The sequence below is a fragment of the Geodermatophilus sp. SYSU D00710 genome (assembly GCF_054050195.1).
Map to the genome: position 1 here is coordinate 22,166 of NZ_JBJGYX010000038.1, position 21,695 is coordinate 43,860.

Below are 21,695 nucleotides of genomic sequence, written 5' to 3' on the forward strand. Positions count from 1 at the left end.
GGTGGCCGCGGGGGTCACCTTCCTCGCCTCCGGTGCCGTACTGGTGCTCGAGATCGTCGGGCTGCGGCTCATCGCGCCCTACGTCGGCATCACGCTGCAGACCAACACCGCGATCATCGGGTTCGCGCTGGCCGCGATCGCCGTCGGCGCGTGGGCCGGGGGTGCCACGGCCGACCGCCGCGACCCCCGGCAGCTCATCGCGCCGCTGCTGGTGGCCGGCGGTGCGCTGGTCGTCGCCGTCCTGCCGCTGGTGCGCTTCACCGGGTCGCTGTTCACCGGGGCCGACGCCGGCAGCGTGCTGCTGCTGGCCGCCGTCGCGGTCGTGGTGCCGGCCGCGCTGCTGTCGGCGGTGCCGCCGATGGTCGTCAAGCTGCAGCTGGCCAGCCTGGCCGAGACCGGGTCGGTGGTCGGGAAGCTGTCGGGCATCGGCACGCTCGGCGGGATCGCGGCCACGTTCGGCACCGGCTTCCTGCTCATCGCGGTGTTCCCGAGCAGCGGCATCCTGGTGGGCACCGGGCTGGTCACCGTCGCCGCCGGGATCGCCGTGTGGCTGCTGCTGCGCCGCCGCTCGCCGGGCGGGGCGGGTCGGCTGCCGGCCGCGCTGCTGCTGGCCGCCGTCGCCGGGTCGCTGCTCGCCGCGGTGGCGCCCACGCCGTGCGAGGCGGAGACCTCCTACCACTGCGCGCGGGTGGTCGCCGACCCCGAGCGCGAGACCGGCCGGGTGCTGCTGCTGGACACGCTGCGGCACAGCTACGTCGACCTCGCCGACCCCGCGCACCTGGAGTTCGAGTACGTCCGTGCGATCGCCGCGGTCACCGACGTCCTCGCCCCGCCCGGGGAACCGCTGTCGGCGCTGCACCTGGGCGGCGGCGGGCTGACCGTGCCGCGCTACCTCGCCGCGGTGCGGCCCGGCACGACCAGCCGGGTGCTGGAGGTCGACCCCGGCGTCGTCGCGATCGACCGGGAACAGCTCGGCCTGGAGACGTCGGCGGACCTGCAGGTGCGGGTCGGTGACGCCCGGGTCGGGCTGGCCGACGAGCCGGCCGGGGAGCGCGACGTCGTCGTCGGCGACGCCTTCGGCGGGCTGTCGGTGCCCTGGCAGCTGACCACCGTGGAGGCGCTGGAGCTGGTCGACCTCGCGCTCGCCGACGACGGCGTCTACGTCGCCAACCTCATCGACCACCCGCCGCTGGACTTCGTCCGCGCGGAGCTGGCCACGATGCGGCAGGTGTGGCCGCACGTGCTGCTGCTGGCCCGGGCCCCGGTGCTGGCGGGGGAGGACGGCGGCAACCTGGTCGCCGTCGCCTCGCACCGGCCGCTGGACGAGGCTGCCCTCGCCGGGGCGCTGCGCGCCCAGGACTCGGCGTGGCAGGTCGCCTCCGACGCCGAGGTGGCCGCCTTCGCCGGCGACGCGCGGGTGCTCACCGACGACGCCGCGCCGGTCGACCAGCTGCTCACCCCCTACGGCGTCCCGGACAGCTAGCGGCCGATGGGCGCGGTGCGGGCGCGGGTGAGCCGCACCAGGTCGGCCGGCGGCAGCTCCACCTGCAGGCCCCGGCGGCCGGCGCTGACCAGCACCGTGGGGAACCCCAGCGCCGACTCGTCGACGACGGTCGGCAGTGCCCTGCGCTGGCCCAGCGGGCTGATCCCGCCGACGACGTAGCCGGTGGTCCGTTCGGCGTCGGCGGGGTCGGCCATCGCCGCCCTCCGCCCGCCGGCCGCGGCCGCCAGTGCCTTGAGGTCGAGGGTGCCGCTCACCGGGACGACGGCGACGGTGAGCGTGCCGTCGACGCGGGTCACCAGCGTCTTGAACACCCGCCGCGGATCGGCGCCGAGCGCGGCCACCGCGGCCTCCCCGTGGCCCTGGTCGCTCGCGTGGCCGGGGTCGTAGGGGTGCAGGGTGTGCGTCACCCGGGCCTTCTCCAGGGCCCGCACCGCGGGGGTCGCCGCCACGGCCGGGGAGCGTAGCCAGCCCGCCCGGCGCGCGCCGCCGACTTCCGGGCAGGGGAATGACCGCGACCGGGGGCACCGTTGCAGGGACCGTGAGCAGCACCGTCTCCAACGCCCGCACGCGGGCCCCGCGCCGGCGGCCCCCGGGCCGGCCCGACGCCGCGCGACTAGGATCGACCGACGTGGTGACCCGCCTCCGGGTGCCGCAGAGAGGACGGTCGGTGCCTGAGGAGACCCCGGGCGGGAACCCCGCCGTCGAGCCGGTCGGGACCCCGCGCGAGCCGGTGGTCGGGGCGCCGGTGGAGGTGCCCGAGGCGCGCGAGGGCGGCAGCCGTACCGAGGTCGCCGAGACCCGCGCCGAGCGCGACGCGCGCTTCGAGCGCGACGCGCTGCCCTTCCTCGACCAGCTCTACCCGGCGGCGCTGCGGATGACCCGCAACCCCGCCGACGCCGAGGACCTGGTCCAGGAGACCTTCGTCAAGGCCTACTCCGCGTTCCACCAGTTCGCCGAGGGGACCAACCTCAAGGCCTGGCTGTACCGGATCCTGACCAACACCTACATCAACAGCTACCGCAAGAAGCAACGGCAGCCGCAGCAGTACCCCACCGACCAGGTGCAGGACTGGCAGCTCTACGCGGCGGAGGAGCACAGCTCCAGCGGGCTGCGCTCGGCGGAGATCGAGGCGCTGGACCACCTGCCGGACTCCGACATCAAGGAGGCCCTGCAGCAGCTGCCCGAGGACTTCCGCCTGGCGGTCTACCTCGCCGACGTCGAGGGCTTCGCCTACAAGGAGATCGCCGAGATCATGGGCACGCCCATCGGCACGGTGATGTCCCGGCTGCACCGCGGCCGGCGGGGCCTGCAGAAGCTGCTGGCCGACTACGCCCGGGAGCGCGGCTTCGTCCGCGCCGGCGCCGGTGAGGAGGGGCGGTCGTGAGTGCTGAGCACCAGCACGCGTCCTCGTGCGACGACGTCCTGTCGCACGTCTTCGAGTTCCTCGACCACGAGACCGACGACGCCCGCCGCGCCGTCATCGCCGAGCACCTCGAGGACTGCTCGTCGTGCCTGCGGCAGTTCGGCATCGAGCAGGAGTTCAAGGCGCTGGTGCGCCGCCGCTGCGGCGGGGACAAGCCGCCGCTGGGCCTGCGCGACCGGATCAAGCTGCAGCTCACCACCGTCTCCTTCGAGGAGGACGGCACGCACGTGAGCGTCGAGCAGGTGCGCACCGAGGTGGTCCGCACCGACTGGTCCGAGTAGACGAAGGACCCTCCTGCCCCCCACCGCTCGCACGCTCGCGGCGGGCCCCTGCAGGAGGGCCACACACGAGGCCCCGCTCCGGATCTCCGGAGCGGGGCCTCGTGGGTTCAGGCGTTGGGGCGCTTGCCGTGGTTGGCCTTGTTCCCCTTGCGGGAGCGACGCTTGCGTCCGCGCTTGGACATCGCTGCCCTCCTCTCCTCGTCGTCGCGTGCCGGGCGTCGTCCGACGCCCACCGGTCCGCCCCAGGGTCCCACAGACGGGGGAGGGCCCCCTGGCCGGTGGCGCGGGTGTCACAGGCGCCAGGCACCATGGGCAGGCCGGGACGACGGTGACCCGGCGCGGTGGGACGGGGAGGACCGGGAGCGTGGCCCAGCACGGGATCGAGAGCGTGCTCGTGGCGGGGCGGGGGCCGGCTGCGTGCGCGGTGATCGCCGCCTGCTCGCGGCTCGGCGTCAAGGCGGTCGCCGTCTACTCCGAGGCCGAGCGGTCGGCGCGGCACGTCCGCCTGGCCGACGACGCCGTCCTGCTCGGGCCGGCGCCCGCGGCGGAGTCCTACCTCGCCGTCGACCGGATCGTCGAGGCCGCCCGCCGCAGCGGCGCCCGTGCCGTCCTCGCCGTCCCCCCGGCACTGGCGGGCAACGCCGCGCTCGCCGCCGAGGTGGCCGCGGCCGGCCTGACCTGGGTCGGGCCACCGGCCGAGGTGCTCGAGCGGCTCGGCGGCGACGGCGTCGAGCCGGCCAGCGAGCACGGCCTGCTGGCGTTGGTCACCGACGAGGGCCTGCGCTACCCGACGACGGTCGCGCGCGACCGGGCGGCCGGCATCGCCCGCGTCTCCTGGACGCCGGAGCCGCCCGGCGAGATGCCCGTCGGCGCCAAGCGGCTGGCCGAGGTCGGCTGGCGCGGACTGGTCACCGTCGGCGTCGACGAGGACGGCGAGCTCGGTGAGGTCGCCGCCGGCTTCTCCCTCGACATGGCGGTGCTCGAGCGGGCGTACGGCGTCGACGCCGTCGACCTCGCGCTGGCCGCGGCCGCCGGCGAGCGCGGCCCCCGCCGCCGCACCCGCGAGGAGCACCCGCCGCGGGCCGCCGTCGCGGTGCAGCTGCGCTCGACGCTGGCGCCCGGGCAGGCGGGACGGGTCACCGGTCTGCTGCCCAGCGCCGGCCGGCTGCGCGGCACCACCGGCCGCACCGAGGTGGTCGCGGTCAGCGGCTACGACCCCGGCGACCGGCTCGACCCCTGGTACGACGCCCTGCTGGCCACCGTCAGCGCCGGCGCGCCCGACACCGCCACCGCCGCCCGCGCCGCCGCGGCGGCGCTGACCGACCTGCCCGAGACCGGCGTCCCGCACGACGGCCCGGAGGTGTGTGCGGTGCTCCAGCAGCTGGCCGCCGGCGCCCCCGAGCCCGGTGCCTAACCCAGCCGTTCCCCGGCGTGCCCTGCCCGGCAGCGGTCGGCCTGCTTGGATGGGTCATCCGGCTCGAGAGGGGTGCTGCGTGGTGGTCGAGGAGATCCACGCCGAGATGGTGTCCAGCGTCTGGAAGGTCCTCGTCGCCCCCGGGGCCGAGGTCGGCGCCGGGGACACGCTGGTGGTCCTCGAGTCGATGAAGATGGAGATCCCGGTCCTCACCGAGCGCGCCGGTGTCGTGCAGGAGCTGCACGTCGTCGAGGGCGAGGTGCTCCAGGAGGGCGACCTGATCGCCACCGTCGCCGACGCCTGAGCGGCGCCGGACGGCTCAGGGCGTCCGTCGGGCCAGGCCGGGCAGCCGCCGACCGAGGAGTTCGTAGACCTCGGGGTGGACGCTCATGCCGACGTGGCTGGAGTCGACGTGGACGTTCTCGGCGGCCGGGTCGACGCACGCGTGCCAGTCGACCACCCAGTCGCTGTGCGAGTAGACCGAGACGTAGGGCACCTGCGTCGGGAACGGCCGCTCCAGCTCCACGGCGAGCTCGTCGGCACACGCCCCCCGCAGGCAGTCGTCGACGAACATGCCCGGCACCCCGGCGGTGCCGAGGGCGGCGACCAGCCGCACCTGGGCGGCGACCAGCGGGTTGATCGCCATGTGGTCGACGTTCGGGCTGCCCAGGGTGACGATCCCGCTCACCCGGTCGGGCCGGCGCACCGCCATGAGCTTGGCGAACAGCCCGCCGCGGCTCTGGCCCACGATCGCCGCGGGTCGACCGGCCCGGTCGGTGAGCTCGAGCAGGCGGCGCTCGAGGCGCTCGACCGCCTTGCGGGTGCAGTCGACGTTGACCCGGATCTGCGAGGTGCACGTCCGGTAACCGCGGGCCCGCAGCCAGCTCTCCAGGAGCGACAGAGACGGGTCGCCGGCGAGGAAGCCGGGGACCAGCAGGACCGGCAGGCCGCCGCCGTCCGGGACGCCGCGGCCGCGCCACACGGGGGAGCGCAGCAGCGCCGCCGCCTCGCGCCACGGCCGCTGGACGGCGAGCAGCGCGGCGACCGGCGACGCCCCGATCCACGGGGGAGCCTCCCCGGCGGGTGTCCGGTGCAACGGCGCTGTCGCACGCATGGCCTGTCCTCGTCTCCCCTGGGCGACCGGGCACGGTGCGGACCCCGTCGCGTACTGCGCGGGCAACCACCCGCCTGCAGGAGCAGTGTGAGGGCTGACACACTTCCCCACACCACGGGGAGCCGTCCGGCTGGGATGCGTGTCGCGGGTCCCGCCGACTCGGGAGGGCAGGGGCCATGAAGCAGTTGTCGGGGCTGGACGCGACGTTCCTGCACCTCGAGACGTCCGCGCAGTTCGGCCACGTCTCGAGCGTGTCGATCTACACCCGGCCCGACGACCCCGGCTACCGGCCCTACGACGCGTGGCGGGCGCAGCTGCAGCAGCGGCTGCCCCTGCTCGAGCCGCTGCGCCGGCGGCTGGCCGAGGTGCCGCTGGGCCTGGACCACCCGTACTGGGTGGCCGACGCCGCCTTCGACCTGGACTTCCACGTCCGGCACACCGCCGTCCCGCCGCCGGGCACCGACGACCAGCTCGCGGCGCTGGTCGGCCGGCTGGTCTCCCGGCCGCTGGACCGGCGCAAGCCGTTGTGGCTGTCGTACGTGATCGAGGGCCTGCCCGACGACCGCTTCGCGATCCTCACGATCGTCCACCACGCCACCATCGACGGGGCCTCCGGCGTCGAGCTCATGACGCTGATGCTCGACGACACCCCGGAGGGCACCGTGCCGCCCGAGGCCGACCCGTGGACGCCCGAGCGGCCACCCGGCGACCTGGAGATGCTCGCGCGGGGCGCGCTCGGCCTGGCCCGCAAGCCGGCGCGCGGGGTGCTGCTCGCCGCCCGGACCGCCCGCGAGGTCGGCCGGGCGACGCGCAACCCCGTGCTGGTCCGGGCCGCCAACGACGTCCGCCGGAGCCTGCGCGGGCCGCTCGGCACGGTGCTCAACCTCGGCCGCTCCCTCCCCGAGGAGCCCGACCAGCCCCCGCCGCTGCCCAGCGTCCGGCCGCCGCGCACGCCGTTCAACGGGCCGATCACCCCGCACCGCAAGCTCGCCATCCGGTCGACGTCGCTCGACGTGGTCAAGCAGGTGAAGTCGGCGCTGGGCGCGACCGTCAACGACGTCGTGATGGCCGCCTGCGCCGGCGGCCTGCGGACCTTCCTCGACCGGCGGGGCGCGCTGCCCGCGGAGCCGCTCGTGGCGCTGGTGCCCGTCTCGGTGCGCACCGGCGAGGAGACCGAGCGCTGGACCAACCGGGTGTCGATGCTCTCGGCCGTGCTGCCGACCGACGAGCCCGACCCGATCCGGCGGGTCCGGCGTGTGCACGAGGCGATGACCAGCAGCAAGGAGCTGTTCTCGGCGCTGCCGGCCGAGCGGCTCACCGACTTCGCCGAGTTCCCGCCCCCGGCCGTCTTCGCCCGCGCCATGCGGCTGAGCGCGCGGCTGCGCCTGGGGTCGCGGCTGACGCCGGGCAACCTGGTGATCTCCAACGTGCCCGGTCCGCGGACGCCGCTGTACGCCGCGGGCGCGCGGCTCGAGCACTACTTCCCGGTGTCGACGATCGTCGAGGGACAGGGCCTCAACATCACGGTGCAGAGCTACCTCGACCGCCTCGACTGGGGGCTGGTCTCGTGCGCCGAGCTGCTGCCGGACGTCGACGTGCTGCTGCGCGACATCCTCGACGAGCTCGACACCCTCGCCGCGGCGGCCGGCGTCCCGGCGCGGGAGGCCGAGCCGGCGGAGCCCGCGCCCCAGGAGCCCGCGCCCCGTCGTCCGTCCCGGTCCCGGGGCACCGGTCGCCGGCGGGCGACCGACGCCGGCGGTCAGAGCTCCAGCGCGTAGACCAGCAGGTCGATGCCCGGGCGGGGGCTCCAGTCCCGCTCGGGCAGGCGGGTGAAGCCGAGCCGGGCGTAGAGGCGGTGCGCGGCGGTCATCCGCGGGTCGGTGGACAGCACCATCCGCCGCTTGCCGGCCGCGCGGGCCCGGTCCAGGCACTCCCGCACCAGCGCCTCGCCCACGCCCCGCCCGCGCACCGCGGGGTCGACGACGAGCATCCGGAAGGCGGCCTCGTCGTCAGAGGCGGTGACCTCGCCGAAGTCGCCGTCGAGCACGAGCGCCACGGCGCCGACGACCCGGGCGCCGTCGCGCGCCACGACCAGCCGCGACCGCGCGGCACGGCCCTCGACGTCGGCCAGCTGGCCCAGGTACTCGGCGGAGGCCAGCCGCTCGTCGCGGTAGACGGCGACGGTCAGCTCGGCGATCCGCGGCCAGTCGGCGGGGACGGCGTCCTCGACGCGCACCGGCGGCAGGTCGGGCGAGGGCAGGTCGGGGGAGGGCAGGGCCACGGGGCGCCAGCCTAGGCGCGGGGCGCTCCTACGCTCGGGGGCACCATGAGCACCCTCTCCGAGCGCCTCCACCGCGGGTCGGCGACCGCCCCCTCGCAGGTCGACCACGCCCGTCGGCTGGTGGCCGACTGGCAGCTGCTGGCCGACCTGGCCTTCGCCGACCTGACGCTGTGGGTGCCGCTGCGCACCGACGCCTGGTGGTGCGTCGCCCAGGTGCGCCCGCTGACCGCGCCCACCAGCCGGCCCGAGGACCTGGTCGGCAGCGAGGTCGACGGGCCCGACGCCGACCCCTTCCGGCTGGCGCACCGGGAGGGCCGGCCGGTGACCGAGGGCGATCCGGACTGGTCGGGCGGCGCGCCGCGCCGCCGCGAGGTCATCCCGGTACGGCACGACGGCGTCGTCGTCGCGGTGCTGGCCAAGGACACCAACCTGGCCGTCACCCGGTCGCCGTCGACGCTGGAGCTGACCTACCTCGACATCGCCGCCGACCTCTGCCTCATGGTGTCGGCCGGCACGTTTCCGCCGGAGAAGCTGCTCGACGCCGAGATGAGCCCGCGCGTCGGGGACGGGCTGGTGCGCCTGGACGCCGCCGGCCGCGCTGTCTACGCCAGCCCCAACGCGCTGTCGGCCTACCGGCGGCTCGGGGTGGTCGGCGACCTGGTCGGCGCGGACCTGGCGAAGGTCACCCGGGCGGCGTCGGCCGACCGGGTGGCGGGCGAGGCGGTCGCGGCGACGGTCGCCGCCGCGGTGGCCGGGCGGTTCCCCGACCCCACCGACGTCGAGGGCCGCAGCGCGACGATGCTGCTGCGCGCCCTGCCGCTGCAGGCGCCGGGTGTCGAGGAGGGCGCGCTGGTGCTGGTCCGCGACGTCACCGACCTGCGCAGCCGCGACCGGGCGCTGCTGACCAAGGACGCGACGATCCGCGAGATCCACCACCGGGTGAAGAACAACCTGCAGACCGTCGCCGCGCTGCTGCGGCTGCAGGCCCGGCGCATGACCGAGCCGGCCGCGCGGGCGGCGCTGGAGGAGTCGGTGCGGCGGGTGGCCTCGATCGCCGTCGTCCACGAGACGCTGGCCGGCAGCCGGGAGGACGTCGTCGACGTCGACGACGTCTTCGACCAGGTGCTGCCGATGCTCGGCGACCTGACCTCCATCGGGCCGGCGGCGTGCACCCGCCGCGTCGGGCGCTTCGGGGAGCTGCCGGCGGTGACCGCGACCCCGCTGGTCATGGCGGTCACCGAGCTGCTGCAGAACGCCGCCGAACACGCCTTCCCGGCCGACGGGCCGCCCGGCGCGATCGAGCTGGTGGCCGAGCGGGACGGCGACGACCTGGTGGTCCGGGTCCGTGACGACGGTCAGGGGCTGCCCGAGGACTTCGACCCGGCGCAGAGCGACGGGCTCGGGCTGCAGATCGTGCGGACGCTGGTCACCAGCGAGCTCGGGGGGGCGCTGCACGCCACCACCCCGGCGGAGCCGCCGGGGCCCGGCCGGCCGGGCACGGAGGTCGTGCTGGAGCTCCCCGGCGCGGGCCGGCCGCGGCGGTAGGCGGATGGGCTCCGAGGTCCTTCGGGGCACGTGGCCGCGGTGTCGTCCGGTAGGTCGACCGTGTGACAGCGACGAGGCCGGTCACCCGGAGCGGGTGACCGGCCTCGTCGGCGCGTCTGGCGGGATCGATCAGGCGCGGACGCGGGTGCGGGACTGGCGGCGCTTGAGAGCGCGCCGCTCGTCCTCGGAGAGCCCGCCCCAGACGCCCGAGTCCTGGCCGGACCGCAGGGCCCAGTCGAGGCAGGACTCCATGACGGAGCAACGACGGCACACGGCCTTCGCCTGCTCGACTTGCACGAGGGCGGGGCCGGTCGTCCCGATGGGGAAGAACAGCTCCGGGTCCTCGTCCCGGCATAGGGCGCGGTGGCGCCAGTCCATGTGCGTGCACTCCTCGGTGTCGACGACGTTCTGGGCTTGCTGATCGCTGACGTCGGGCCGCCTGCGCGGGCGCGACACCGGTTGCCCAGCGCCCCGTTCCAGCGACCGCCTGCCGCTTGTTACCGGCAGGTTGCGTTCCTCTCGCGATGTTTTCACCTGAGGACGGCGTGTCAAGCGCGCGGCGGTCGTGGTCTGACCCCGCGTGAGCAACCTCACCACGCGCGTGCTAGGGCCGCCACTCGGCGGTGCGGTGGTCGTTGACACCGCACCCCGGGCGTGCCTGAGGGTCCTTCAGGCGACGACGGACAGCGCCGCGGGCACCGAGCGCACCCGCAGCCCGGTGGCGGTGCCGAGGTGGTCGCCGTCGAGCTGCCAGCCCTGCGGCCGTGCGGCGGTCAGGACGACGTCGTCGAGGTCGTGCCGGCGGTGCACCCCGCGGCCGCGGGCGTCGGGACGGCGGGCGAGCACCTGCCGCGCGTGGTGCAGCATCCGCAGCACGCCCATCCGGCCCATCGCGAACACGTCGAGGCCGGCGTCGAAGGAGGCCTCGGGACTGGGGTTGACCGGACGCGACCCCAGGTAGGTCCAGGGGCTCACGTTGGACACCAGGCACAGGAACAGCCCGTCGAGGTCGGGCTCGTCGGGCAGGGCCAGCGTCATGGCCGGGCGCCGGCGCTCCCGGCCGAGCACGAAGGCGCGGGTGGCCTCGCGGACGTAGAGCGCGCCGGTGGAGCGGCGGCCGCGGGCGCGCTGCCGCTCCACCCGCGCGATGACGTCGGCGTCGAAGCCCATGCCCGCGGCGAAGACGAACCAGCGCGGCTCGCTCCACCCGGAGTGGACCGCCGCACCCGCCTCGGCCGCCGCCACCGCGGTCGCCGGGTCGACGCCGCGGGCCGGGACCGTGCTGGTCCCGGTGGCGCTGGCGGTGCCGAGGGACACCCGCCGCGTCCGCCCCGACCGCAGCGAGTCGAGGATCTCGCCGGTGGCCTCGACCGGGTCGCGGGAGCGGCCCAGCGCGCGGGAGAAGACGTTGGTGGAGCCGCCCGGGACGACGGCGAGGGTGGGCACGTGCGCGCCCGGCCCGTCGGTGAGCAGGCCGTTGACCACCTCGTTGACCGTGCCGTCGCCCCCGAGCGCGACGACGACGTCGAACCCGTCGGCCAGCGCCTGCCGGCCCAGCTCGCGGCCGTGGCCGCGGTGCGTGGTCTCGGCGAGGTCGACCTTGAGCTCGCTGGCCAGCGCGCCCACGAGCACGTCGCGCACCCGGCCGGTCGTGGTCGTCGCCGCGGGGTTGGCCACCACGAGGGCACGCATGCCGGTGAGCTAACCAGCACGGGGACCGTCCAACCGGCACGGACGGGGACTGCCGTGGCGGCTGACGCGTAGCCTCGCTGGTGTGACGGAGGAGGACGCGACACGCCGCCCGACCAGGGCCGAGCGGCTCCTCGGTGCCGCCGCGCAGCCCTCGGCCCGCCCGCCGCGCCGGCCGGGTCCCGCGGCGCCGCCGTCGGTGGTCCGGGCGGCGCTCGTGGCCGCCGTCGAGGCCGGGCTGCTGCTGGCCGGGGCGCTGGCCCTGCTCTGGCTGACCCTCACCGGCGAGCCCGACAGCGTCGGCCGGGCGCTGGCCGAGGTCGTCTACGTCGCGATCTTCGGGGTCGCGCTCGCCGCGGCCGCGGCCGGGCTGCGCCGGCTCGCGGGCTGGGCCCGCGGGCCGGTCGTCGTGCTGCAGCTGCTGCTGGGCCTGTTCGGCTACAGCACCGCGTTCCCCGGCGGCCAGCCGCTGCTGGGCATCCCGCTCATCGTCCTGGCCCTGGCCGAGCTGTACCTGCTGTTCACCCCCGAGGCGCGGCTGGCGTTCCTCGACCGCTGAGAGGATCCGCTCCCTCCCGGCGGTGCCTGCGGCCCCGTCCCGGGGCCCGCCCCGAGCGTGCGAGGGGTGGGGAGGACGGGGTCCTTCTCACACCAGGTCGACGACGTCGGCGATCGAGTCGAGCACCCGGCTGGGGCGGAACGGGAAGCGGGCGACGTCGGCGGCCGTGGTCGACCCGGTGAGCACCAGGATCGTCTCCAGGCCCGCCTCGATGCCGGCGACGACGTCGGTGTCCATGCGGTCGCCGATCATGACCGTGCTCTCGGAGTGGGCCTCGATCCGGTTCATGGCGCTGCGGAACATCATCGGGTTGGGCTTGCCCACGAAGTAGGGCTTGGCGCCGGTGGCCTCGGTGATCATCGCGGCCACCGAGCCGGTGGCCGGCAGCGGGCCCTCGGGGGAGGGGCCGGTCACGTCGGGGTTGGTGGCGATGAACCGCGACCCGGCGCCGATCAGCCGGATCGCCCGGGTGATGGCCTCGAAGGAGTAGGTGCGCGTCTCACCCAGGACGACGTAGTCGGGATCGGTGTCGGTCAGGGTGTAGCCGGCCTCGTACAGCGCCGTCGTCAACCCCGCCTCGCCGATCACGTACGCCGAGCCGCCGGGCAGCTGGGAGGACAGGAAGTCCGCCGTCGCCAGCGCCGAGGTCCAGATCGACTCCTCGGGCACGTGCAGGCCCGAGCGCGCCAGCCGGGCGGCGAGGTCACGCGGGGTGAAGATCGAGTTGTTGGTCAGGACGAGGAAACGCCGTTCCGCGTCGACCAGCCGGGCGAGGAAGTCCGCGGCCCCCGGCAGGGCCTGTCCCTCGTGCACCAGGACGCCGTCCATGTCGGTCAGCCAGCACTCGGGCGTGCCACGCTCGGTTCCCACGCCTCCAGCCTGCCTCACGCCGTGACGACCCGGTCAGTCGCGTCGGTCGGCGGCGAAGTCGGCGAGCGCGTCGTCGGTCAGCCGGAACACCGTCCACCCGTCCAGCGGGAGCGCGCCGGCGGCCCGGTAGAAGTCGATCGACGGGGTGTTCCAGTCGAGCACCGACCACTCCAGCCGGCTGTAGCCGCGCTCGACGCAGGTGGCCGCGAGCGTCCGCAGCAGTTCCCGGCCCAGACCCGTTCCGCGGTGCTGCGGCCGGACGTAGAGGTCCTCCAGGTAGAGGCCGTGGGTGCCGCGCCAGGTGGAGAAGTTCAGGAACCACAGCGCCATCCCGGCGACCTCGCCGTCGGGACCGAGCGCGACGTGCCCGAACAGCGCGGGCGACTCCCCGAACAGCGCGGCGTGCAGCTGCTCCTCGGTGAGCCGGACCTCGTGCGCGGACTCCTCGTACTCGGCCAGCTCGCGCACCAGGCCCACGACGGCCGGGACGTCCGCGGGCTCGACGCGGCGGATCGTCACGTGAGGACCTCCCGGACGCGGGCCGGCACCAGCCGGCCGAGGGGGGAGAGCAGCGGCACCAGGACCGGCGCGAGCAGGTACCCGTAGGCGAGCACGCAGCCGGTGACGACCGGGACGGTGGCGAACCCGACGACCAGGGCGACGGCGGCGAGGACCAGTCCGTACGGGCGCCCGCTGCGGGGGCTGACCAGCGACCTGAAGGAGCGGAACCGGACGGTGCTGACCATGAGCAGCGCGGGGACGGCGACGATGAGGAGCACCCAGAGCCGGTCGCGGCCCTGCATCTGGTCGCCGAAGGCGAACACCGACGCCAGGACGACGCCGGCCGCGCCCGGGCTGGGCATGCCCGTGAAGTACCGCTTGTCCGCGGTGGGGTCGATGGTGGTGTTGAAGCGGGCCAGCCGGATCGCCGCGCACGCCACCCACAGGAAGCAGACCACCCAGCCCAGCGGGTCCCACTCGTCCCGGCCCTCGGAGAACAGGGTGAACGCGAGCAGGGCCGGGGCCAGGCCGAAGGAGACCAGGTCGGCCAGCGAGTCGAACTGCAGGCCGAAGGAGCTCACCGCGCCGACCAGGCGGGCGACCGCGCCGTCGGCGATGTCGAAGAGCACCGACAGGCCGATGAGGACGGCGGCGAGGGTGTACTGCCCGCGGATCGACAGCAGGATCGCGGCGAAGCCGCACATCATGTTGGCCAGCGTGAACAGGCTGGGCAGGGTCGCCATGGCGCGGCGGCGGCTGCCGCGGACCGAGCCGCGGACGAACTCCACGGTCGCCGTGCGGCGGGTCGTGGGCCGCCCCTCGCCCGAGGCCGAGCTGGGCACCGGGCCCTCAGCCGGCGACGGGCCAGCGGGCGATGACGGTGTCGCCGCCCCGCACGCGCTGGCCCTTCCGCACGGTGATCGTGCACTCCGCGGGCAGGAAGACGTCCATCCGCGAGCCGAACTTCATGAGGCCGAACCGCTCCCCGGTGGCCAGCCGCCGGCCGACGCCGGTGCGCGTGACGATGCGGCGCGCCAGCACCCCGACCAGCTGGCGGAAGACGACGGTCCGCTCGCCCTCCGGGTGGTCCTCGCGCAGCCACAGCTCACTGCGCTCGTTGCGGTGCGCGGACTCGGCCCGGTAGGCGGCCAGGAAGCTGCCCTTGCGGTAGGAGCTCTGCACGACCTCGCCGCGGTAGGGGGAGCGGTTGACGTGCACGTCGACGACGGAGAGGAACACGCTGACCTGCTGCCAGCCACCCGGCGGGGCGGGCTCGGGGGCGACGCCCTCCTGCGGCTCGCCGGCGACCATCACCATGCCGTCGGCCGGGGACAGGACGACGTCGGCCGGGGGCTCCTCGCGGTCGCAGGGGCGGTCGGGGTCGCGGAAGAACAGGGCCATGTAGGCCGACAGCGCCAGGAACGGCCAGGCCGCGACGCGCGCCCAGCGGCGACCCGTCCGCGCGCCCGCGGCGGCCAGCACGGCGGCCGGGCCGAGGGGTCCGGTGATGAAGGGCCACCCGGCCCGGTCGATGCGCATCGAGGGCTGACGGTACCGGGGCCCGCCGGGGACCCCGCCGCCCCGCCGGGGCTCCCGGCGGGTCGCCTCACACGCCGGGCGTCGCGACGTTCACGAGCCAGCGGATGCCGAACCGGTCGGTCACCTGGCCGAACGTGTCGCCCCACATCTGCTTCTCCAGCGGGACGTCGACCGCGCCGCCGTCGGCCAGCGCCTCGAACCAGCGGGTGAGCACCTCGAGGTCGTCGCCGGACAGCGAGAGCGACACCTTGTCCGGCCCACCGGCGTCGGGGTCGTGCCCGTCGGAGGCCATGAGCTCGAGCCCGTGGTCGGTGCGCAGGAAGGCGTGCATGACGCCGTCGTCGGGGTACTGGCCCCCGCCCCCGCCCATGTCACCGAACGTCATGACCTCGAGGTGGCCGCCGAGGATCGAGCGGTAGAAGTCCATCGCCTCGCGGGCGTTGCCGGAGAAGTGCAGGTAGGGGTTGAGCCGGACGGCCATCGCGGGTCTCCTCGGGTCGGGGTGTCGCAGGCTGTGACCGGCGCCGTCCCCGGATCTCACCGGTGCCCGGGGACGCCGACGGCCGGCGGGCGAGGAGCCCACCGGCCGTCGGGGTCGTTCCGCTATGCGGCGGCCTTGGTCTCCCAGAAGATCCGGTCGATCTCGGCGATGTAGTCGAGCAGCTTCTGGCCCTCGGCGGGGTCCATGCTGCCCTTGCCGCCGGCCGCGCCGGCCTGCTTGGTGGCCTTGTTGAACAGCTCGTGCAGCTGCGGGTACTTCTCGAAGTGCGGCGGCTTGAAGTAGTCGGTCCACAGCACCCACAGGTGGTGCTTCACCAGGTCGGAGCGCTGCTCCTTGATGAGCACGCAGCGCTGCCGGAAGACCTCGTCCTCGCTGCCCTGGTACTTCTCCTGGATGGCCTTCACCGACTCCGCCTCGATGCGGGCCTGGGCAGGGTCGTACACGCCGCACGGGAGGTCGCAGTGCGCGCTGGCCTCCACGGCGGAGAACACGCGGCTGAACAGCATGCCCTCTCCTCCGTATGTCGATCGATCGGGTCGTCTGGGACCCTACTCGCGGTGATCAGTCCCCGTCCCGGTGAGCGGGCCGTCCCGCCGCTGCGGTCGGCGTGGGTGCTGGCGCGGGTGAGCGGCCCGTCGATGTCCCCGACGGTGCGGCACGGCGACCGGCTGCTGGTGCGGCGGGCGCGGCGAGGGGAGGTGGCGGTCGGCGACGTCGTCCTGGCCCGCTTCCCGTCCCGGCCCGACCTGCTGGTGGTCAAGCGGGTGCACCGGCTGCTCGGCGACGGCGCCGTCGACGTCCGCGGCGACAACCCGCTGGTCGCCGACGACAGCCGCGCCTACGGGCCGGCGGTCGCCGTCGGCCGCGTGGTCGCCCGGCTGCGGCCGCGGCCCGGCCGGCTCGCGCAACCCCCGCCGTCGGGCTAGGAGCCCGCGCGCTGCCGGTCGTAGTGGGCCGTGCACTGCTCCATCGTCGGCAGGATCCCCTGCTCCCGGGCCTGGGCGAGGGTGGGCGCGGCCCGGTCCTTGTCCGACAGCCGGTACTCCACGCCGGCCGGCCACGGCAGGTCGAGGTCGGGGTCGAACGGGGAGATGCCGAACTCGCGGCCGGGGCTGTAGCCCGAGGACACCAGGTAGGTCACCGACGACCCGTCCTCGAGGGCGACGAACGCGTGCCCCAGCCCCTCGGCGAGGAACACCGCGCGGGGGCGGTCGGACTCGAGCAGCACCGCGTCGGAGACGCCGAAGGTCGGCGACCCGACCCGGATGTCGACGACGACGTCGAGGACCCGCCCGGCCGGGCAGTAGACGTACTTCGCCTGCCCGGGCGGGACCAGCGCGAAGTGCACGCCGCGGAGCACGCCGAGGGCGGACACGCTGTGGTTGGCCTGCGCCAGCGGCAGCGACCGCCCGGTGGCCGAGGCGAGGACGTCGGCGCGGTACCACTCGGTGAACCGGCCGCGGTCGTCGCCGTGCGGCACCAGGTCGAGGACGTAGCTGTCCGGCACCGCGAGCTCTCGGATCTCCACGGGCGGCACGGTAGCGAGGCGGCGGGCCCGCGGCCTCGCCCCACGGGGTGGGGCGGGGGAGCGCACGGCACTACCCTGCTGGGTCCATGGGCGCAGAGACCGGTCAGCCGGGGACGACCGCCGACCGATTCGCCGGCGACCCGGCGTTCGCGGTCCACGAGGGCGGCAAGCTGACGGTCCGGCCCACCCGCGGCATCACCTCGCGGGAGGACCTCGCGCTCACCTACACCCCCGGGGTCGCCCGGGTCTCCAGCGCCATCGCCGCCGAGCCGGCCCTGGCCCGCCGCTTCACCTGGGCGCCGCGCGTGGTGGCCGTCGTCTCCGACGGCACCGCCGTCCTCGGCCTGGGCGACATCGGACCGGCCGCGGCGCTGCCGGTCATGGAGGGCAAGGCCTGCCTGTTCAGCGAGTTCGCCGGCCTGTCCGCGGTGCCGGTCGTGCTGTCGACCACCGACGTCGACGCGATCGTGGAGACCGTGGCCGCGATCGCGCCGTCCTTCGGCGGGATCAACCTCGAGGACATCAGCGCGCCGCGGTGCTTCGAGATCGAGGACCGGCTGCGCGAGCGGCTCGACGTCCCGGTCATGCACGACGACCAGCACGGCACGGCGATCGTCGTCCTGGCCGCCCTGCGCAACGCCGCGACGGTCACCGGCCGCGCGCTCGCTGACCTGCGGGTGGTCGTGGCCGGCGCCGGGGCCGCGGGGGTCGCCTGCACCCGGATCCTGCTCGAGGCGGGGGTGGGGGACATCGCGGTGGCCGACTCCCGCGGCGTGCTGCACCGCGGCCGCGAGGACCTCACCCCGGTCAAGCGGGAGCTCGCCGAGCACACCAACCGCGCCGGCTTCGCGGGCACGATGACCGGTGCGCTCGAGGGCGCCGACGTCTACCTGGGGCTGTCCGGCGGCACGGTGCCCGAGGCGGCCATCGCGTCGATGGCCCCGGGCGGGATCGTGTTCTCGCTGGCCAACCCCACGCCCGAGGTCGACCCGGAGATGGCCGCGCGGTACGCCGCGGTGGTGGCCACCGGGCGCAGCGACCTGCCCAACCAGATCAACAACGTGCTGGCCTTCCCCGGGGTGTTCCGCGGTGCCATCGACGCCGGCGCCCGCGCGATCACCGAGGAGATGAAGCTCGCGGCGGCCGGGGCCATCGCCGACGTCGTCGGGGAGGACCTGGCCCCTGGCCACGTCGTGCCCAGCCCGCTGGACCGGCGGGTGGCGCCCGCGGTGGCCGAGGCCGTGGCCGCCTGCGCGCGGGACCAGCGGATCACCCGTTAGCGCGTGCCTCCCGGCGCGGCCGGTAGACCAGGTCGAGGACCCCGGCCAGGAGCCGCTCGGCCACCGGACGGGGGAGCGCGGCCACCAGGGCGTGCACCGGTGCCATCCGCTCGGGGAGCCGCCCGCCGCCGACGCCGGCCAGCTCGAGCAGCGCGTCGACCTCGGCGACGGTCAGCGTGGCGGGGTCGATCGTCGCCGCGGCGGCGACCAGCCCGGGGTCGGCGACCGGGCGGGGCAGCGCGGCGGCGGCGCGGGCGGCGTCGGCGAGGTCGGCGAGCAGCGCGTCCACCCGTCCCGCCGTGGCGCCGGTGACCGTCAGGTGCAGCGTGGCCGGCAGGTCCGCGCCGCCGGGCTGGGCGAACGGCGGCTGGGGCTGCAGCAGCCAGCCACGGGCGGTGGCCTCGTCGGCGAGGTTGAGCACGTCGACGCCGTCCGGGCCGTCCTGCGCGAGCGCGACCAGCGTGGCCACCGGCGTCCCGACCACCCGCAGCCCGGGGACCGCCGCCGTTCCCTCGGCCAGCGCGACCGTGGCCGCCCGGGTGGCGCGGGCGAGCTCGGCGTACCCGTCGCGGCCCAGCCACCGGTGCACCGCCCAGGCGGCGGCCATCGGCCCCGCGGGGCGGGTCCCGGCCAGGGTGGGGTTGACCACGGGGTAGCCCGGCCAGCCCGCGGTGCTGAACCAGTGCGCCTGGCGCAGCTCCGGCTCCGCGGTGAGCAGCACCGAGACGCCCTTGGGCGCGTAGCCGTACTTGTGCAGGTCCACCGACAGCGAGGTCACCCCGGGCACCGACAGGTCGAAGGGCTCGGGGACGTCGTCGAGGAAGGGCAGCACCCAGCCGCCGATGCACGCGTCGACGTGGCAGGGGACCCCCGCGGCGGCGGCCAGGGCGGCCACCTCGCCGACCGGGTCGAGCACCCCGTGCGGGTAGGACGGCGCGCTGACGACGACCAGCGCGGTCCGGGCGTCGAGCGCACCGGCCACGGCCGAGGGCAGCGCGCGGCAGGTGACCGGGTCGACGGCGACGTCGACGACCGCCAGGTCGAACAGGTGCGCGGCCTTGCGGAAGGCCGCGTGCGCGGTGACCGGCAGCAGCAGCCGCGGACGGCCGGTGCCGCCCCGCGCCCGCCACCGCTCGCGGGCCGCCAGCACCGCCAGCAGGCAGCTCTCCGTGCCGCCGCTGGTGACCGTGCCGACGGTCGCCGGGCCGCCGCCGAGCAGGTCGGCCGCCGCGCCCACCAGGTCGTCCTCGATGCGGGCCACGCTGGGGAAGGCGGTCGGGTCGAGCGCGTTGGTCCACTGGAACGCCGCCTGGGCCACGGCGGCGAGGTCCTCGAGGCCGGCGCGCCCGGAGTCGTAGACGTAGGCCATCGTCGAGCCCCCGTGGGTGGGGACGTCGCCGGCCTGCAGCGCGGTGAGCTCGGCCAGCACCTCCTGCGGCGTCACGCCGGGACCTCCTCGGGCCGGGTGGGGACGGGGCCGAGCCGGTAGCGGGCCAGCACCGGCAGGCTGGCCAGCACGAACAGCGCCGGGACGACGGAGAAGCCGAGCCGCACGGCCAGCACCGCGCCGGCGGACTGGGTGGCGTCCCCGCCGGCGGAGGAGACGTACCCGGCCGCGCCGAGCAGCAGCCCGAGCAGGCCGGGGCCGACGGCGAGGCCGAGGGTCTCGGCCGCCGTCCAGACGCCGGTGAACACGCCGGCCCGCCGCTGCCCGGAGGCGGCCTCGTCGGCGGCGACGACGTCGGGCAGCATCGCCAGCGGGAACATCTGCATGCCGGCGTAGCCGACGCCGACGAGCCCCACGAGGGCGACGGCGAGGCCCGTGCTGCCGGGGCCGACCAGCGCCAGCGCGGCCGCCGCGCAGCCGAACAGGGCGGAGGACGCCAGCAGTCCGGTGCGCTTGCCCAGCCGCCGGCTGACCCGCAGCCACAGCGGCATGACCAGGATCGCCGGGCCCACGAGCGCCCCGAACAGCAGCGAGCCGGCCGCGGGGTCTCCGAGCACCTGCTCGGAGTAGTACGGGACGCCGGCGAGCATGACGCCGATGCCGAGCGCCTGGACGACGAAGCCGGTGAGCAGCACCCGGAACGGCCGGGACCGCCAGGTCAGCGCCAGGGTCGCGCGGAGCCGTCCCTCGCTGGTGGTGCGGGTGAGCGTGGGCGCGTTGCGGGTGCCGGCGACCGCGCCGAGCATCCCGCCCGCGAGCAGCACCGCCACGAAGACCGCCATCGCCAGGTGCCCGGCGCGCCCGCCGCCGAAGGCGTCGACCACCGCTGGGGCGCCCGCACCGGCGAGCAGGATGCCCAGCGCCAGCGCCGCCACCCGCCAGGACACGAGCGTCGCGCGCTCGCCGGGGTCGTCGGTGATCTCGGCCGGCTGGGCGACGTAGGGCACCTGGAAGCAGCCGTAGGCGGTGGCGGCCAGCAGGAAGGTGACCGCGACCCACGTGGCGGCCAGCGCCGGCGGGGCGCCCGGTCCGGCGAAGACGAGGACGAACAGCGGCGGCAGCGCCAGCCCGCCGGCGAGCATCCACGGCCGGCGCGGCCCCCAGCGGCTCCTCGTCCGGTCCGAGCGGCTGCCGATCCACGGGTTGAGCAGCACGTCCCAGGCCTTGGGTGCGAAGACGACCAGCCCGGCCAGCCCCGCGGCGACCCCGAGCACGTCGGTCAGGTAGTAGAGCAGCAGCAGGCCGGGGACGGTGCCGAAGGCCGCGGTGCCGATGGAGCCCAGGGCGTAGCCGACGTGGGTGCCCCGGCCGAGTCGGGGCGGGACGGCGGTCACAGCGGGGGACCGTAGCGGCTGGTCGGCGGGGCCCCGCGCGGTCTCAGCCGCCGAGGCTGAGCAGCCCCTGCAGGTAGGGGTCGACGACGTCGCGGGCGGCGGTGTTGTCGTAGAGGAACCACACGGCGACGAGCAGGAAGGCCGGCGCCAGCACCGCCTTCTCCAGCGTCGTGCCCGTGCGCATGGGCGTGAGCGCGACGCGCCTGCGCTTGAGCAGCCACACCAGCGGCAGCGGCACGCCCTGCTTGGTGATCAGGTCGCCGACGACGTGGGTGAGCACGCCCAGCGCGACCGCCCAGGGCAGCCACAGGGGCTGGGGCATGTGCTCGAGCAGCAGCCACGCGCCGCCGAAGGACAGCAGCAGGTTGCCGACGACGGTGTTCTCCGCCCGGCCGGGGATGACGAAGTGCAGCGCGCGCAGTGCCAGCCCGATCGCCAGCGCGATGACCACCAGGCTGGACCAGTACAGGTTCGCGGCGGCCAGCGCGACGGCGCCGAAGGCCACCGGCGCCAGCAGCGCGTCGTGCGTGCCCCAGCGGTGCCCGCCGGCGAGCCGGCCGATCGCGCCCGACGGCACGTCGGTCACGGGGCCCCACATGTCCGAGACGGTCGACCCGCTGTGGTCGAGGTCGGGCAGCATCGCGAAGCCGCCGGCGGCGGCCACCCACGCCACCTGCGCGACGGTGCCGTCGACCGGGGCCCAGGGGAGGGTCGCCGCACCGGCGGCCAGACCGGACAGGGCGTGGGAGTGACCGAGCACGTGCGCAGCGTCCCGTCCGGCGGCCCGCAGGTGGCGGAGGCGCACCGGGGCGATCACCGTGACCGGCGTCCTCCCTCACCGCAGCGCGTCCTCCCCCACGGTGGGACGTGAGGGAGGACGCGCC

The 21,695-nt window shown here is 75.8% G+C and carries 26 protein-coding genes; 10 read left to right on the top strand and 16 right to left on the bottom strand.

Features of this window, described 5'->3' with window-relative positions; translation table 11 throughout:
* Position 1: 1 nt before the first annotated feature.
* Complete coding sequence (locus ACI78U_RS16710) at positions 2-1,483, top strand: fused MFS/spermidine synthase (protein WP_456876475.1); 1,482 nt, start codon at positions 2-4, stop codon at positions 1,481-1,483.
* On the opposite strand, the gene ybaK is transcribed toward ACI78U_RS16710, so the two are convergent.
* A complete protein-coding gene (gene ybaK, locus ACI78U_RS16715) occupies positions 1,480-1,953 on the bottom strand; it encodes a Cys-tRNA(Pro) deacylase (RefSeq protein ID WP_456876477.1) in 474 nt (157 codons plus the stop codon). The two genes, ACI78U_RS16710 and ybaK, sit on opposite strands and share 4 nt — an antisense overlap.
* Positions 1,954-2,171: 218 nt before the next feature.
* Between ybaK and ACI78U_RS16720 the strand changes: the two genes are divergently transcribed.
* Positions 2,172-2,888, top strand: a complete 717-nt coding sequence (locus ACI78U_RS16720) for a sigma-70 family RNA polymerase sigma factor (RefSeq protein WP_456876479.1) — start codon at positions 2,172-2,174, stop codon at positions 2,886-2,888.
* Positions 2,885-3,208, top strand: coding sequence for a mycothiol system anti-sigma-R factor (rsrA, locus tag ACI78U_RS16725; RefSeq protein ID WP_456876481.1), 324 nt, complete (start codon positions 2,885-2,887; stop codon positions 3,206-3,208). The genes ACI78U_RS16720 and rsrA overlap by 4 nt, the downstream gene beginning before the upstream one ends.
* Positions 3,209-3,315: 107 nt before the next feature.
* Here the strand turns inward: rsrA and ACI78U_RS16730 are convergent, their stop codons facing one another.
* The gene (locus ACI78U_RS16730; protein WP_014377707.1) at positions 3,316-3,390 is read right to left on the bottom strand and encodes a 50S ribosomal protein bL37; all 75 of its coding nucleotides are present in this window, start codon (positions 3,388-3,390) and stop codon (positions 3,316-3,318) included.
* A gap of 182 nt (positions 3,391-3,572) precedes the next feature.
* On the opposite strand from ACI78U_RS16730, the gene ACI78U_RS16735 reads away from it, so the two are divergent.
* Both ACI78U_RS16735 and ACI78U_RS16740 read left to right on the top strand, forming a co-directional pair.
* The gene (locus tag ACI78U_RS16735) at positions 3,573-4,622 is read left to right on the top strand and encodes a biotin carboxylase N-terminal domain-containing protein (RefSeq protein WP_456876483.1); all 1,050 of its coding nucleotides are present in this window, start codon (positions 3,573-3,575) and stop codon (positions 4,620-4,622) included.
* Between the two features lie 79 nt (positions 4,623-4,701).
* Positions 4,702-4,926, top strand: coding sequence for a biotin/lipoyl-binding carrier protein (locus ACI78U_RS16740; protein WP_456876484.1), 225 nt, complete (start codon positions 4,702-4,704; stop codon positions 4,924-4,926).
* Positions 4,927-4,941: 15 nt separating this feature from the next.
* On the opposite strand, the gene ACI78U_RS16745 is transcribed toward ACI78U_RS16740, so the two are convergent.
* Positions 4,942-5,736 carry a lipase family alpha/beta hydrolase gene (locus tag ACI78U_RS16745; RefSeq protein ID WP_456876487.1) on the bottom strand — a complete coding sequence of 265 codons (795 nt, stop codon included), beginning with the start codon at positions 5,734-5,736 and terminating at the stop codon, positions 4,942-4,944.
* Positions 5,737-5,912: 176 nt separating this feature from the next.
* On the opposite strand from ACI78U_RS16745, the gene ACI78U_RS16750 reads away from it, so the two are divergent.
* Positions 5,913-7,514: a WS/DGAT/MGAT family O-acyltransferase gene (locus tag ACI78U_RS16750; RefSeq protein WP_456876489.1), complete on the top strand. Its 1,602-nt coding sequence runs from the start codon at positions 5,913-5,915 to the stop codon at positions 7,512-7,514.
* On the opposite strand, the gene ACI78U_RS16755 is transcribed toward ACI78U_RS16750, so the two are convergent.
* Entirely contained in the window at positions 7,496-8,017 is a 522-nt protein-coding gene (locus ACI78U_RS16755; protein ID WP_456876491.1) for a GNAT family N-acetyltransferase, read from the bottom strand. The two genes, ACI78U_RS16750 and ACI78U_RS16755, sit on opposite strands and share 19 nt — an antisense overlap.
* Positions 8,018-8,062: 45 nt before the next feature.
* On the opposite strand from ACI78U_RS16755, the gene ACI78U_RS16760 reads away from it, so the two are divergent.
* The gene (locus ACI78U_RS16760) at positions 8,063-9,562 is read left to right on the top strand and encodes a sensor histidine kinase (protein ID WP_456876492.1); all 1,500 of its coding nucleotides are present in this window, start codon (positions 8,063-8,065) and stop codon (positions 9,560-9,562) included.
* Between the two features lie 129 nt (positions 9,563-9,691).
* Here the strand turns inward: ACI78U_RS16760 and ACI78U_RS16765 are convergent, their stop codons facing one another.
* Positions 9,692-9,940, bottom strand: coding sequence for a WhiB family transcriptional regulator (locus tag ACI78U_RS16765; RefSeq protein WP_456876495.1), 249 nt, complete (start codon positions 9,938-9,940; stop codon positions 9,692-9,694).
* Positions 9,941-10,231: 291 nt separating this feature from the next.
* Positions 10,232-11,254, bottom strand: a complete 1,023-nt coding sequence (locus ACI78U_RS16770) for a diacylglycerol/lipid kinase family protein (RefSeq protein ID WP_456876496.1) — start codon at positions 11,252-11,254, stop codon at positions 10,232-10,234.
* Between the two features lie 82 nt (positions 11,255-11,336).
* Between ACI78U_RS16770 and ACI78U_RS16775 the strand changes: the two genes are divergently transcribed.
* The gene (locus ACI78U_RS16775; RefSeq protein WP_456876498.1) at positions 11,337-11,810 is read left to right on the top strand and encodes a hypothetical protein; all 474 of its coding nucleotides are present in this window, start codon (positions 11,337-11,339) and stop codon (positions 11,808-11,810) included.
* Between the two features lie 87 nt (positions 11,811-11,897).
* Here the strand turns inward: ACI78U_RS16775 and ACI78U_RS16780 are convergent, their stop codons facing one another.
* From ACI78U_RS16780 to sodN, 6 genes are all read right to left on the bottom strand, one after another.
* Positions 11,898-12,680: an HAD-IIA family hydrolase gene (locus ACI78U_RS16780; protein WP_456876499.1), complete on the bottom strand. Its 783-nt coding sequence runs from the start codon at positions 12,678-12,680 to the stop codon at positions 11,898-11,900.
* A gap of 33 nt (positions 12,681-12,713) precedes the next feature.
* Positions 12,714-13,199: an N-acetyltransferase family protein gene (locus ACI78U_RS16785; RefSeq protein ID WP_456876500.1), complete on the bottom strand. Its 486-nt coding sequence runs from the start codon at positions 13,197-13,199 to the stop codon at positions 12,714-12,716.
* Positions 13,196-14,023, bottom strand: a complete 828-nt coding sequence (gene pssA / locus ACI78U_RS16790; RefSeq protein ID WP_456876502.1) for a CDP-diacylglycerol--serine O-phosphatidyltransferase — start codon at positions 14,021-14,023, stop codon at positions 13,196-13,198. The genes ACI78U_RS16785 and pssA overlap by 4 nt, the downstream gene beginning before the upstream one ends.
* A 7-nt stretch (positions 14,024-14,030) precedes the next feature.
* Entirely contained in the window at positions 14,031-14,720 is a 690-nt protein-coding gene (locus ACI78U_RS16795) for a phosphatidylserine decarboxylase (protein ID WP_456876504.1), read from the bottom strand.
* A 67-nt stretch (positions 14,721-14,787) separates the two neighbouring features.
* Positions 14,788-15,201, bottom strand: coding sequence for a VOC family protein (locus ACI78U_RS16800; RefSeq protein ID WP_456876505.1), 414 nt, complete (start codon positions 15,199-15,201; stop codon positions 14,788-14,790).
* Positions 15,202-15,323: 122 nt separating this feature from the next.
* A complete protein-coding gene (sodN, locus tag ACI78U_RS16805; protein WP_456876506.1) occupies positions 15,324-15,728 on the bottom strand; it encodes a superoxide dismutase, Ni in 405 nt (134 codons plus the stop codon).
* Between the two features lie 51 nt (positions 15,729-15,779).
* Between sodN and ACI78U_RS16810 the strand changes: the two genes are divergently transcribed.
* The gene (locus ACI78U_RS16810; protein WP_456876509.1) at positions 15,780-16,148 is read left to right on the top strand and encodes a S26 family signal peptidase; all 369 of its coding nucleotides are present in this window, start codon (positions 15,780-15,782) and stop codon (positions 16,146-16,148) included.
* Here ACI78U_RS16810 and ACI78U_RS16815 read toward each other — a convergent pair.
* A complete protein-coding gene (locus ACI78U_RS16815) occupies positions 16,145-16,750 on the bottom strand; it encodes a dTDP-4-dehydrorhamnose 3,5-epimerase family protein (RefSeq protein WP_456876511.1) in 606 nt (201 codons plus the stop codon). The genes ACI78U_RS16810 and ACI78U_RS16815 overlap by 4 nt on opposite strands.
* A gap of 86 nt (positions 16,751-16,836) precedes the next feature.
* On the opposite strand from ACI78U_RS16815, the gene ACI78U_RS16820 reads away from it, so the two are divergent.
* Positions 16,837-18,030 (top strand): NAD(P)-dependent malic enzyme, encoded by a 1,194-nt coding sequence (locus ACI78U_RS16820; RefSeq protein ID WP_456876513.1) that lies wholly within the window; start codon positions 16,837-16,839, stop codon positions 18,028-18,030.
* Here the strand turns inward: ACI78U_RS16820 and ACI78U_RS16825 are convergent.
* Genes ACI78U_RS16825 through ACI78U_RS16835 form a run of 3 tightly spaced genes read right to left on the bottom strand, consistent with a single transcriptional unit; the run spans position 18,020 to position 21,571 of the window.
* Complete coding sequence (locus tag ACI78U_RS16825; protein ID WP_456876515.1) at positions 18,020-19,474, bottom strand: pyridoxal phosphate-dependent decarboxylase family protein; 1,455 nt, start codon at positions 19,472-19,474, stop codon at positions 18,020-18,022. The genes ACI78U_RS16820 and ACI78U_RS16825 overlap by 11 nt on opposite strands.
* Complete coding sequence (locus ACI78U_RS16830; RefSeq protein ID WP_456876517.1) at positions 19,471-20,811, bottom strand: MFS transporter; 1,341 nt, start codon at positions 20,809-20,811, stop codon at positions 19,471-19,473. The genes ACI78U_RS16825 and ACI78U_RS16830 overlap by 4 nt, the downstream gene beginning before the upstream one ends.
* A gap of 43 nt (positions 20,812-20,854) precedes the next feature.
* The gene (locus tag ACI78U_RS16835; RefSeq protein ID WP_456876519.1) at positions 20,855-21,571 is read right to left on the bottom strand and encodes a metal-dependent hydrolase; all 717 of its coding nucleotides are present in this window, start codon (positions 21,569-21,571) and stop codon (positions 20,855-20,857) included.
* Between the last annotated feature and the right edge of the window lie 124 nt (positions 21,572-21,695).

What these genes read in the sequence shown, in the direction of transcription:
- ACI78U_RS16745 (WP_456876487.1), bottom strand. Translation starts at nt 5,736, where the DNA reads ATGCGTGCGACAGCGCCGTTGCACCGGACACCCGCCGGGGAGGCTCCC.
- ACI78U_RS16750 (WP_456876489.1), top strand. Translation starts at nt 5,913, where the DNA reads ATGAAGCAGTTGTCGGGGCTGGACGCGACGTTCCTGCACCTCGAGACG.
- ACI78U_RS16760 (WP_456876492.1), top strand. Translation starts at nt 8,063, where the DNA reads ATGAGCACCCTCTCCGAGCGCCTCCACCGCGGGTCGGCGACCGCCCCC.
- ACI78U_RS16765 (WP_456876495.1), bottom strand. Translation starts at nt 9,940, where the DNA reads ATGGACTGGCGCCACCGCGCCCTATGCCGGGACGAGGACCCGGAGCTG.
- ACI78U_RS16770 (WP_456876496.1), bottom strand. Translation starts at nt 11,254, where the DNA reads ATGCGTGCCCTCGTGGTGGCCAACCCCGCGGCGACGACCACGACCGGC.
- ACI78U_RS16795 (WP_456876504.1), bottom strand. Translation starts at nt 14,720, where the DNA reads ATGCGCATCGACCGGGCCGGGTGGCCCTTCATCACCGGACCCCTCGGC.
- ACI78U_RS16800 (WP_456876505.1), bottom strand. Translation starts at nt 15,201, where the DNA reads ATGGCCGTCCGGCTCAACCCCTACCTGCACTTCTCCGGCAACGCCCGC.
- sodN (WP_456876506.1), bottom strand. Translation starts at nt 15,728, where the DNA reads ATGCTGTTCAGCCGCGTGTTCTCCGCCGTGGAGGCCAGCGCGCACTGC.
- ACI78U_RS16820 (WP_456876513.1), top strand. Translation starts at nt 16,837, where the DNA reads ATGGGCGCAGAGACCGGTCAGCCGGGGACGACCGCCGACCGATTCGCC.